10 protein-coding genes are annotated in these 11,865 nt (G+C 70.4%); 3 read left to right on the top strand and 7 right to left on the bottom strand.

Annotated elements, in window-relative coordinates; all coding sequences use genetic code 11:
• Positions 1–193 precede the first annotated feature (193 nt).
• The gene (locus tag ACWEQO_RS07180) at positions 194–1,081 is read left to right on the top strand and encodes a DUF4231 domain-containing protein (protein WP_452979823.1); all 888 of its coding nucleotides are present in this window, start codon (positions 194–196) and stop codon (positions 1,079–1,081) included.
• A 217-nt stretch (positions 1,082–1,298) separates the two neighbouring features.
• On the opposite strand, the gene ACWEQO_RS07175 is transcribed toward ACWEQO_RS07180, so the two are convergent.
• The 7 genes from ACWEQO_RS07175 to ACWEQO_RS07145 form a co-directional block, all read right to left on the bottom strand.
• Positions 1,299–1,544 carry a transposase gene (locus tag ACWEQO_RS07175; protein ID WP_452979820.1) on the bottom strand — a complete coding sequence of 82 codons (246 nt, stop codon included), beginning with the start codon at positions 1,542–1,544 and terminating at the stop codon, positions 1,299–1,301.
• Entirely contained in the window at positions 1,514–2,377 is an 864-nt protein-coding gene (locus ACWEQO_RS07170) for a transposase (protein WP_452979817.1), read from the bottom strand. The genes ACWEQO_RS07175 and ACWEQO_RS07170 overlap by 31 nt, the downstream gene beginning before the upstream one ends.
• Positions 2,378–2,978: 601 nt before the next feature.
• On the bottom strand, positions 2,979–3,992 hold the full coding sequence (locus ACWEQO_RS07165) for a TIGR03842 family LLM class F420-dependent oxidoreductase (RefSeq protein ID WP_452979814.1): 1,014 nt from the start codon (positions 3,990–3,992) through the stop codon (positions 2,979–2,981).
• Between the two features lie 43 nt (positions 3,993–4,035).
• Positions 4,036–5,436, bottom strand: a complete 1,401-nt coding sequence (hydA, locus tag ACWEQO_RS07160; protein ID WP_452979811.1) for a dihydropyrimidinase — start codon at positions 5,434–5,436, stop codon at positions 4,036–4,038.
• Between the two features lie 42 nt (positions 5,437–5,478).
• Complete coding sequence (locus ACWEQO_RS07155) at positions 5,479–6,765, bottom strand: aspartate aminotransferase family protein (RefSeq protein WP_452979808.1); 1,287 nt, start codon at positions 6,763–6,765, stop codon at positions 5,479–5,481.
• Positions 6,762–7,604 (bottom strand): nitrilase-related carbon-nitrogen hydrolase, encoded by an 843-nt coding sequence (locus ACWEQO_RS07150; protein ID WP_361457547.1) that lies wholly within the window; start codon positions 7,602–7,604, stop codon positions 6,762–6,764. Before ACWEQO_RS07150 ends, ACWEQO_RS07155 begins: the two co-directional genes overlap by 4 nt.
• A 176-nt stretch (positions 7,605–7,780) precedes the next feature.
• A complete protein-coding gene (locus tag ACWEQO_RS07145) occupies positions 7,781–8,095 on the bottom strand; it encodes a helix-turn-helix domain-containing protein (RefSeq protein ID WP_452979805.1) in 315 nt (104 codons plus the stop codon).
• Positions 8,096–8,127: 32 nt separating this feature from the next.
• On the opposite strand from ACWEQO_RS07145, the gene map reads away from it, so the two are divergent.
• Both map and ACWEQO_RS07135 read left to right on the top strand, forming a co-directional pair.
• On the top strand, positions 8,128–8,895 hold the full coding sequence (map, locus tag ACWEQO_RS07140; RefSeq protein ID WP_452979802.1) for a type I methionyl aminopeptidase: 768 nt from the start codon (positions 8,128–8,130) through the stop codon (positions 8,893–8,895).
• A 295-nt stretch (positions 8,896–9,190) separates the two neighbouring features.
• Positions 9,191–11,815 carry an ATP-dependent Clp protease ATP-binding subunit gene (locus tag ACWEQO_RS07135; RefSeq protein WP_452979799.1) on the top strand — a complete coding sequence of 875 codons (2,625 nt, stop codon included), beginning with the start codon at positions 9,191–9,193 and terminating at the stop codon, positions 11,813–11,815.
• Positions 11,816–11,865: the final 50 nt, after the last annotated feature.

The raw sequence follows: 11,865 nt of genomic DNA, 5'->3' as shown, positions 1-11,865 counted from the left end.
AGGGCGCGTCGCTGGTGCCCGGGATATGCGGATGAGAGCCGCTGACTCATTTCAGCGTGCCGGTTCCCTGGAGGACGAAGCGTCCATGCGCCGCCGGTTGTGATCGCGTGCTGCGGCTTGTCGGCGTTGAACCGGTGTGGGCGTGTTTCCCGACTCTCGCGTGGTGCGGGCTCCCAGCCGTCAGAATCCAAGCGTGACGCAGAGATCTGAAGATACGGCGATACGGGCGGTCTGGGATGCACAGAGTGTGTGGTCGCAGGCCGCGAACAAACTCAAGCTGTCCGTCGAGCGGGCTCGCTTGACCGCGTTGGTATTGGGGATCGCAGCCGCCACGTCGGGAACCGTGGCAGCCCAGACCATGAGCGGGAACCCTTCCGTAGGACGTGCTTTCGCTGCCGCTGCCGCTGTCGCCGCCGGAACAGCGCCGCTGATGGCGCAACGCGGCGGTCCCGGTCGGCTGAGTGACTGGACCAGGTTGCGGGCGGTGTCTGAGGCTTTAAAGGCGGAGGCGTACGCCTACTTGGCCGGAGGCGGGGCCCAACACAGCCCCGGGGCCGCCGACGCTCTGCTGGGACGCGTTGCGCAATACCGCGCGAGCGGTGTGGATCTCTCCCACTACATGTTTGGCCTCGCCGCAGTTGGCCGACCGCTGCCTGCCGTCACGGATCCCGGCTCCTATGTGGAACATCGACTGAGAGCGCAACTCACGACGTACTACCGGCCCAAAGCGGAACTGATGCACCGCCGTGTGCGGTTCGTCGAGCGTTTGGAGTTTCTCCTGGGTGGCCTGGGAGCCTTGATGGCGGGGGTCTCGGGCGTTTACGGGGTCGAGGCGGTCGCGGCGTGGATTGCCGTCGCCGCTTCGGTGTCGGTGGCTGTCGCCGCTCACTCGACCGCTCAGCGGTATGCGTACCAGCAACTGGAATTCTCCCGTACCGCTCAGGAGTTGGAGCGTATGCTCGAACGCTGGGAGCAGGCGATCGACCGAAATCCAACATTCGTCGACGGATTCATTGCCGAGTGCGAAAGCATCATCTCCATCCAGAACGAAGCCTGGATGATCCGCTGGACCCTGGGCTGACCCCTGCTTGGGTCACATCCGCTGGAATGGTGTATCGACGGCCACTCGGTGGTCTCGTTTCGAGGCTGTGCGGTGAGTTCGGCCGGCAGGACGGTCTCGTCGGTTTCTGACTCGATCGGGTGGAGTCGGGTCTTGGCAAGGAGCTCGCGGCCCATGTGGCGGCGGCTCTCGGTCCACTCCTCGTTCTGCTCGGCCAGCACCGCACCGACCAGCCGGATCACTGCGGTGCGGTCGGGGAGACGCCGACCGCGTCGGTGCGGCGCCTGATCTCCTTGTTCAGTCGCTCCTGCGGGTTGTCCGACCAGATCTGCCGCCAGATCTCGCGCGGGAAGGCAGTGAAGGCCGGCAGGTCGTGCTGGGTGGTATCCAAGTGGGCTGTTGGCTTGAGTGACTTGGCTTCCAGGGCGTCCAAGGCGTGTGCCATCTGGGCCTTCACCGCGTCGGTGTCAGTCTGTTCGAACACGGTCCGCAGCAGGGTGGCCACCCTCCCCCAGCCTCCGGCCGGGGGTACCTCCAGGCTGGGCCGATTTCGGCACCTGGCTCAGCAGGTTCCTCGCGATGGGGGTACCGCCCGCGCCCGTTCAGGGCGTGGGGGAGGGTGCGACAGCGCTGCCAGGAGGCGCCGGGCAGCACTGCACCGATGGCGTCGACCGGGCCGGCATGCGTGTCGGAGGCGACCAGCTGGACGTCGGACAGGCCGCGGGCGACCAGGGAGCGCAGGAAGGCCAGCCGGTCGGCACCGTCCTCGGCGGTAACCACGTCCAGGCCGAGGATCTCGCGGTGGCCGTCGGCGTTGGCGCCGACCGCTACCAGGGCATGCACGTTGACGATCCGGCCGCCTTCGCGGACCCTCTGGGTCAGGGCATCGACCCAGACGAAGAAGTACGGGTCGGCGTCCAGGGGCCGGTTGCGGAAGGCGGCGACCTGCTCGTCCAGGTGCTTGGCCATCGAACTGACCTGGGACTTCGACAGCTGAGTGACGCCCAGGGACTCGGCGAGCTTCTCGACGCTGGGGGTGCCCCCGCTTGCGGGGAAGGGTGGAGGCCCCGAGCAGGTAGGCGGCGGCGCTCGAGGAGCCGGTGCGGGAAGTAGCTGCCGGACCGCAGCTTGGGGACGGCGAGCTCGACCGTGCCCGCGCTGGGGGTACCCCCGGCCGGAGGCGGGGGGAGTGTCCCACTCGCGCGGGCGATAGCCGTTGTGGTGGTTGACCCTCTCGTCGCTGACCTGGCCGTATTCGGCGTTGCAGAGGGCGTCGGCCTCGGCGGACATGAGCGCGTCGGCGAACGTCTTGATCATCGCGCGCAGCAGGTCCGGACTCTCCCCCGCAAGCGGGGGGACCCCCAGGCGAGATTGTCCTCGGCGAGGGCGTGCGGGGGCAGACTGTCCGGTGCGGTCATCGTGCTGGTCTCCTTCAAAGACTTGGTCGTCTTGAAAGATCAGCCGGTGGCCGTTCGCATATCCGGGCACTCACTCCGGCGCCGGGCCAAACGCCCGGATCAGGCGGGAACCCGTACACCACTTCCCAGGACGCAACCCCGCCCCGGGAATTCCGGAAGCCGGGCGGATCCCCACTGCTGGCTGCCCTCCTCAAGACGACCGAGGAAGAGCTGGAGGTCCTGGCCACGGTGCTGGTGGGATGCGGTCACGAACTTCTACTCGACAAGTGGTCGAGCAAGACTACTGACGATCCATCAGAAATGGTGTCGAGAGAGCGTCAGGATATCGACTCGACCGCCGCCGCGAGGTCGTAGCCGAGCGTTACCCATCTACGTAGTGCTGCGTGAAGACGCGGGTGAAACGTATGACCCAGGCATACGAAACATTCCACACGGCGCTCATCGGGAACAGGTGGACGGCCGCCGTTCAGCTGCATCGATGCCTGGACCGGACAACTTCGTCAGCGAAGGGCGGGGATGATGTCGGTGCCGTAGGCGTCGATGGTGGCTTCGCGGTTGTCGTGCATGTCGTAGACGGCGAACTGGTCGACGCCCAGGTCCTTGAGGTGCCGGAGCTTGTCGATGTGGGCTTCGGTGGGGCCGAGGAGGCAGAAGCGGTTGACGATCTCGTCGGGGACGAAGTCGGTGGACGGGTTGTCGGCGCGGCCGTGATGGCTGTAGTCGTAGCCGTGGCGGTCCTTGATGTACGTGGTGAGCTCGTCGGGGACCATGGCGGAGTGCTCGCCGTACTGGGCGACGAGGTCGGCGACGTGGTTGCCGACCATGCCGCCGAACCACCGGCACTGGTCCCGGGCGTGCGCCAGGGCATCGGGCGAGTCGTCGGCCGTGACATATGCGGGCGCGGCGACGCAGATCGTGAGGGCGCCGGGGTCCCGGCCGGCGTCCTGGGCCGCCTTCCGTACCGCCTTGACCATCCATTCGGTGAGGAAGGGGTCGGCGAGCTGGAGGATGAAGCCGTCGGCCTTCTGGCCGGCGAGCGCCAGCGCCTTCGGGCCGTACGCGGCCATCCAGACCGGCAGCCTGCCGTTCTTGATCCACGGGATGCGGACCGGGTTGCCGTCGACCAGCGCCTCCCGGCCCTCGGCGAGGTCGCGGATGACCTCGACGGCCTCGCCGAGCCGGGCCAGGGTGTTGGGCTTGCGGCCGGCGACACGCATCGCGGAGTCGCCGCGGCCGATGCCGCAGACGGTCCGGTTGCCGTACATGTCGTTGAGGGTGGCGAAGGTGGAGGCCGTGACCTCCCAGGTGCGGGTGCCGGGGTTCGTCACCATCGGACCCACGTGCAGCTTCGTGGTGTGTTCCAGGATCCGGCTGTGGATGACGAAGGGCTCCTGCCACAGCACGGCGGAGTCGAAGGTCCAGCCGTAGCGGAAGCCGTTGCGCTCCGCCCGGCGCATCAGCCCGACGACCTGCGACGCCGGCGGGTCGGTCTGCAGGACGAGTCCGAAGTCCAACGCGGGACCTCCAGTTCACATCGGTGCGGGCAGGTCCTGGGGGTCAGCCCAGGTACTGGCAGGTGGAGCGCGGGACGAACGTGCCGTGGCCGGCGTGACCGACGTACTCGCGCTGGTCGATGACGACCTCACCCCGCGAGAGCACGGTCTCGACCTGGCCTGTGACCGTCTTCCCCTCGTACGCCGAATAGTCGACGTTCATGTGGTGGGTCTCGGCCGAGAGCGTCTGGGTGACGTGCGGGTCGTAGATCACCACGTCGGCGTCGGCGCCCGGCGCGATCGTGCCCTTCTGCGGGTAGAGGCCGAACATCCGGGCCGGGGTCGCGCAGGCGATCTCGATCCAGCGGCGGCGTGAGATGTGCCCTTCGACGACAGCCTGGTGCAGCAGGTCCATACGGTTCTCGACGCCCGGCAGGCCATTGGGGATCTTCGAGAAGTCGCCCCGGCCCAGCTCCTTCTGGCCCACGAAGCAGAACGGGCAGTGGTCCGTCGACACCACCTGGAGGTCGTTCGTCCGCAGACCCCGCCACAGCGCCGCCTGATGCTCCTTCGGCCTCAGCGGCGTCGAGCACACGTACTTGGCGCCCTCGAAGTCCGGCTCCGCCAGATTGTCCGTCGACAGGAACAGGTACTGCGGGCAGGTCTCGCCGAACACCGGCAGCCCCATGTCCCTCGCCGCCGCCAGCTCCGCCACCGCCTCCTGGGCCGAGACGTGGACGACGTAGAGCGGCGCGCCGGCCACCCGGGCGAGCTGGATCGCCCGGTGGGCCGCCTCCGCCTCAAGGAGCGTCTTGCGGACCTCCCCGTGATGGCGAGGATCGGTCTCGCCGCGGGCCAGGGCCTGCTCCACCAGGACGTCGATCGCGATGCCGTTCTCCGCGTGCATCATGATCAGACCGGCCGTGTCACCGGCAACCTGCATCGCCCGCAGGATCTGGCCGTCATCCGAATAAAAGACCCCCGGATAGGCCATAAACAATTTGAACGAGGAGATGCCCTGTTCGACGAGTTTCGGCATCTCCTTGAGCGTCGCCTCGTTCACGTCCGACATGATCATGTGGAACGCGTAGTCGATCGCGCACTTCCCGTCCGCCTTCTCCAGCCAGGCATTCAGGCCGGCCTGCAGCGAATGGCCCTTCGACTGCACCGCGAAATCAACGATCGTCGTCGTCCCGCCCCATGCCGCCGCCCGCGTCCCCGTCTCGAACGTGTCCGAAGCGAACGTCCCACCGAACGGCAGCTCCATGTGGGTGTGGGCGTCGACGCCGCCCGGGATGACGTACTTGCCGGTGGCGTCGATGACCCGGCCGTCGGTGAACGCGGCGGCGGCCGGGGTGCCGGAGGCGGCGAGGGCGGCGATGCGGCCGCCCTCGATCAGGACGTCGGCGTGGATCTCGTCGGAGGCGGTGATGACGAGACCGCCACGGATGACGGTACGGCTCATGCGGTGGCCCTCCGCTGGACGGTGGTGGGGAGGTGCGGGTCGCTACGGTGCGCTCCGCAGCGCGTGCTCGAGGATCGCCGCCCCCTCCTCGGCCTCCGCCACGTTGAGGGACAGCGGTGGAGCGATGCGCAGGGCGCTGGTGTTGTGGCCGCCGCCCTTGCCGATGAGCAGTCCGCCCCGGCGGGCGGCCTCCAGCACGGCGGAGGCGGCCCGCGGGTCGGCCTCGTCGGTGCCCGGTTTCGTCAGCTCGACGCCGATCATCAGCCCGCGCCCGCGCACCTCCCGTACCGCGGGCACCTGGGCGGCGACGGCCCGCAGGCGTTCGAGGAGCATGCCGCCGACCCGCCGGGCGTTGCCCTGGAGGTCGTGCTCCAGCAGGTAGGTGAGGTTGGCCAGGCCGGCCGCCATGGTGACCTGGGTGCCGCCGAACGTAGAGATGCTGTTGGCGTCCAGGCAGTTCATGATCTCGGCGCGGGCGATGACACCGCCGATGGACATGCCGTTGCCGATGCCCTTGGCGAAGGTCACGATGTCGGGCGGGCCGTTTCGGGCGTGGGCCTGCCAGCCCCAGAAGTGGTCGCCGGTGCGGCCCCAGCCGGTCTGCACCTCGTCGGAGATCCACAGGATGCCGTGTGCGTTCAGCACCTCGCGGAACGCCGCGTACAGCCCGTCGGGCGGTGAGGTGAAGCCGCCGACGCCCTGGATCGGTTCGGCGATCAGTGCCGCGGGCGGGCGGGTGTGGCCGAGCAGGTCCTTGAGGTCGTCGACGCAGGCCGCGATGAAGTCCTCGTCGCCGAGCGAGGCGTACGGGCCCCGGGTGCGCACGCCGCCGTGCACGTACAGGGTCTGCAGCGGGGACAGCGAGGTCGGGGACCAGCCCCGGTTTCCGGTGACGCCGACCGCGCTGAAGGAGCGGCCGTGGTAGCTGTTGCGCATCGCCAGGACCGAGTTGCCGCGCCGGTAGGTGGTGGCGAGCAGCAGGGCGGTGTCGTTGGCCTCGGTGCCGGAGGTGGTGAAGAAGACCCGGGCGTCCGGGATGCCGCTCAACTGGGCCACTCGTTCGGCGAGTTCGACCATCTGCCGGTCGAGGTAGAGGGTGGAGGAGTGGATGATCCGCCCGGCCTGCTCGGCGACCGTCTTCGTCACCTCGGGCAGGGCGTGGGCGGTCATGGTGGTGAGGATGCCGCCGAAGAAGTCGAGGTACCGGTTGCCCGCGGAGTCCCAGACGTGGCGGCCCTCGCCGTGGGTGATCTCGATGGGCTCCTCGTAGTAGAGGGCGAGCCAGTCGGGGAGCACGGAGCGGTGGCGGCCCAGCAGGTCGTCGGTCACGGCCGCACCAGCCCCTCGTAGGCGTCGGGGCGGCGGTCGCGGTAGAACGCCCACTGCTGCCGCACCTCCTCGATGAGGTCGAAGTCGAGGTCCCGGACCACGAGTTCCTCCTTGCTGTCGTCGGCGACGTCGCCGACGAACCGACCCCGGGGGTCGACGAAGTACGAGGTTCCGTAGAAGTCGTTGTCCCCGTACTCCTCCTGGCCCACCCGGTTGATCGCGGCGACGAAGTACTCGTTGGCGACGGCCGCGGCCGGCTGCTCGAGCTGCCAGAGGTAGGACGAGAGGCCGCGGTGCGTGGCCGACGGGTTGTAGACCAACTGGGCTCCGTTCAGCCCGAGTTGCCGCCATCCCTCCGGGAAGTGGCGGTCGTAGCAGATGGAGACGCCGACCTTGCCGACGGCGGTGTCGAAGACGGGCCAGCCGAGGTTGCCGGGCTTGAAGTAGAACTTCTCCCAGAACCCCTTGACCTGGGGGATGTGGTGCTTGCGGTACTTGCCGAGGACGGTGCCGTCGGCGTCGATCACGGCCGCGGTGTTGTAGTAGAACCCCGACTGCTCGACCTCGAACACCGGCGCGACGATCACCATGCCGGTCTCGCGGGCCAGTTCCCGCATCCTGCGGACGGTCGGCCCGTCGGGCACGGGTTCGGCCCAGCGGTAGTGCTCGGCGTCCTGGACCTGGCAGAAGTAGGGGGCGTTGAAGACCTCCTGGAACCCGATGACCTTCGCACCCCGCCGGGCCGCCTCGCGGGCGTGCTCCTCGTGTTTCGCCACCATGGACTCCGTGTCGCCGGTCCAGGTGGCCTGGACCAGGGCGGCTCGTACGACGTGTGCCATGAGCTACTCCTTCGACGCGACGTCAGCGCCCCTACGCCCGTAGAAACGGTCGTAGGGGGACGAACGTAAGCCTCTCGGGCGGCCTTGCCAAGACCATCGTCGCCAACCCGCGGGGTCGATCATGATTCGCACTCCGGTGGGTGAGTCCCCACCCGGACCTGGGCCCCGTACCCGGCTCAGGCGGCGACCGACGGCGGCACGGCGGGCGGCGGGACGGAGGGCGCGGCCGTCGGCACGAGGGGCGGCGCGGCGGGGGCGCAGCGGACGACCAGTTCGTCCATCGACAGGTCGAGCACGCGGGCGAGGGCGGCCACCGTGAAGAACGCCGGGGTGGGGGCCCGTCCGGTCTCGATCTTCCGGAGGGTCTCCGGGGAGATGCCCGCGCTCGCCGCGACCCGCGTCATGCTCCGGTCGCCGCGCGCCTCCCGCAGCAGCCGGCCGAGCCGCTCGCCGCGTTCGCGTTCTTCGGGGGTGAGAGGGGTGCGCACCATGCCGTCATTCTAATACCGGTATAGTAATTGGCATGGTGGAGCTGAAGACCGACAAGTCGATCGACGCGATGTACGAGGCGGGCCAGGTCGTCGCGGACGCCCTGAAGGCCGTGCGGAAGGCCGCCGCGGTGGGGGTGTCCCTGCTGGAGCTGGACGAGGTGGCCCGGGAGGTGCTGCGCGGGGCGGGTGCGGGCTCGCCCTTCCTGGGCTACCGGCCCTCCTTCGCCCCGACCCCGTTCCCCGCCGTCATCTGCGCGTCGGTCAACGACGCGATCGTGCACGGCGTCCCGGACGGCTACCGGCTGCGCGACGGCGACCTGGTGTCCGTGGACTTCGGCGCCGAACTGGGCGGCTGGGTCGGCGACTCGGCGATCAGTTTCATCGTGGGCACCCCGCGCGCGGACGACGTGAGGCTGGTCGAGACCGCCGAGCGGGCCCTGGCGGCGGGCATCGGGGCCGCCGTCGTCGGCAACCGGATCGGGGACATCGCGCACGCGATCGGCACGGTGTGCCGCGCGGCGGGCTACGGCATCCTGGACGGCTTCGGCGGGCACGGCATCGGCCGCCGTATGCACGAGGACCCGCCCGTCCCCAACGAGGGCCGGCCGGGCCGGGGCATGCCGCTGCGGCACGGCATGGTGCTGGCGATCGAGCCCATGCTCATCGGCGGCGGCACCGACGGCTTCCGCACCGCGCCCGACGGCTGGACCCTGCGCACCGTCGACGGCTCCCGCGCCGCCCACGCCGAGCACACCGTCGCGATCACCACCGCCGGCCCCCGCGTCCTGACGGCCCGCTGAGCCCGGCCCCCGCGGAGTGGCTCCGCGGACGTACTCCGCCCGGCCCGCTTCCGAGTGCTGCGCCGGAGCGACCGTGCGAAGGTGTTCCACGAGCGCGCCGCAGGCAGCGCACACGCCACACGCACACCTGCGGGCGCCCTCCGCACCGCGGGAACACGCACGGGTGTAACCGGGAGACGGCCGGGCACCCGCGTCCGGACCGTACGTCGAGCAGTGAGCGCTCCCCGGGGCCCCTTCGGGTTCCCGGTTCCGCCCGGCCCAGGGGGATCCCGCGGGGGCGCCGGAACGGATGTCCATGAGCAGCGGGTTCACGGGTCCGCAGGGCTACGGCTCGGACCCCTTCGGAGAATTCCTCGCACGCTTCTTCGGCGGGCCGCGCCCCCGGCAGATCGACATCGGCCGGCTGCTGAGCCAGCCGGCCAGGGAGCTGGTGCGCGGCGCCGCGCAGTACGCAGCCGAGCACGGCAGCCGGGACCTGGACACCCAGCACCTGCTGCGCGCCGCGCTCGCCACCGATCCGACCCGCGACCTGATCAGCCGGACGGGCACGGACCCCGACTCGCTGGCGGCGGAGATCGACGAACGGTCCGGGCCCGTCCAGCACGGACCGGACGACGCCCCGCCGCCGACGTCGCTCTCGCTGACCCCCGCCGTCAAACGGGCCCTGCTGGACGCCCACGAGATGGCCCGGGCGACCGGGGCCGGCTACATCGGCCCGGAGCACGTCCTCAGCGCCCTGGCCGCCAACCCCGACTCGGCCGCCGGGCACATCCTGAACTCGGCCCATTTCACCTCCCCCGGGATGCCGCTGCCGCCCGACGCGCCGGACGCCGCGCCGCCGCGCGTCGAGCGTCCCCGGCCCGCGACGGGCACGCCGACGCTGGACAAGTACGGCCGGGACCTGACCGAGCTGGCCCACGAGGGCCGGATCGACCCGGTGATCGGGCGGGAGGAGGAGATCGAGCAGACTGTCGAGGTGCTCTCCCGGCGCGGCAAGAACAATCCGGTGCTGATCGGTGACGCGGGCGTCGGCAAGACCGCCGTGGTGGAGGGCCTGGCGCAGCGGATCGTCGACGGGGACGTGCCCGATGCGCTCATGACCCGGCGGGTGGTCTCCCTGGACCTGGCGGGCGTGGTCGCCGGTACCCGCTACCGGGGCGACTTCGAGGAGCGGCTGAACACCATCGTCGACGAGATCCGCGCCCACTCCGACCGGCTGATCGTCTTCATCGACGAGCTGCACACCGTCGTGGGCGCCGGGGGCGGCGGCGAGGGCGGTTCGATGGACGCCGGCAACATCCTCAAGCCGGCGCTGGCCCGCGGCGAGCTGCACATCGTGGGCGCGACCACGCTGGAGGAGTACCGGCGGATCGAGAAGGACGCGGCGCTGGCCCGCCGCTTCCAGCCGATCATGGTGCCGGAGCCCACGCCCGCGGACACGGTCGCGATCCTGCGCGGACTGCGCGACCGGTACGAGGCCCACCACCAGGTCCGCTACACCGACGGGGCGCTGGTGGCGGCCGTGGAGCTGTCCGACCGCTACCTCAGCGAGCGCCGCCTGCCGGACAAGGCGATCGACCTGATCGACCAGGCCGGCGCCCGGGTCCGGCTGCGGGCGCGGACCAAGGGCACGGACGTACGCGCCATGGAGCGGGAGCTGGAGCAGCTGACCTACGACAAGGACCAGGCGGTCGCCGACGAGAAGTACGAGCAGGCGACGCAGTTGCGTGACCGCATCGGCGAGCTGAAGGAGCGGATCGCCGACGCCGGCGGTGAGGGCCGGGTCGACGAGGGCCAGAGTCTGGTGGTGGACGCCGAGGAGATCGCGGAGGTGGTGTCGCGGCAGACCGGCGTCCCGGTCAGCCGGCTCACCGAGGAGGAGAAGGACCGGCTGCTGGGCCTCGAGGAGCACCTGCACCAGCGCGTCGTCGGCCAGGACGAGGCGGTGCGGGTGGTCTCGGACGCGGTGCTGCGCTCCCGGGCCGGGCTCGCCAGTCCCGACCGGCCGATCGGCAGCTTCCTGTTCCTCGGGCCGACCGGCGTCGGCAAGACGGAGCTGGCCCGGGCGCTGGCCGAGGCCCTGTTCGGCAGCGAGGACCGGATGGTCCGCCTCGACATGAGCGAGTACCAGGAGCGGCACACGGTCAGCCGGCTGGTCGGCGCCCCGCCCGGGTACGTCGGCCACGAGGAGGCGGGGCAGCTGACCGAGGTGGTGCGCAGGCATCCGTACTCGCTGCTGCTCCTCGACGAGGTGGAGAAGGCCCACCCGGACGTCTTCAACATCCTGCTCCAGGTCCTGGACGACGGCCGGCTGACCGACTCCCAGGGCCGGACGGTGGACTTCAGCAACACCGTCATCGTGATAACCAGCAACCTCGGTTCCGAGGCGATCACCCGGCGCGGTGCGACGCTGGGCTTCGCGACGGGCGGTGCGGAGGCGGACGAGGAGGCGCGGCGCGAGCAGATCATGCGGCCGCTGCGGGAGCACTTCCGGCCCGAGTTCCTCAACCGGATCGACGAGGTGGTGGTCTTCCGCCAGCTCACCGCCGTGGAGCTGCGGCAGATCACCGATCTGCTGCTGGAGGGCACGCGCCGCGGACTGCGGGGCCAGGACGTCACGGTCGAGTTCACCGACTCCGCCGTGGACTGGCTGGCGCAGCGCGGTCATCAACCCGAGTACGGGGCGCGGCCGTTGCGCCGTACCATCCAGCGCGAGGTCGACAACCAGCTCTCCCGGCTGCTGCTGGACGGCAGCGTCCGGGGTGGCGACCGGGTGACGGTGGACACGGCGGACGGGCTCCTCACGTTCCGGACCGGGGCGAGGGGCGGGGCCGACACCGAAACCGGCACCGAGGCCGGGCCCGAGCCCGACGGGGCCGGGACCGACCGGACTGGGGAGGCGCCGGCTTCCGGGCGGTGAGCGGGTGGGCGTGGGCCGGGCTCCGTGCCCGGCCCACGGGCCTGCGTCAC

This window comes from Streptomyces sp. NPDC004051 (assembly GCF_053604275.1).
This window is presented reverse-complemented; position numbering and strand designations above follow the sequence as displayed.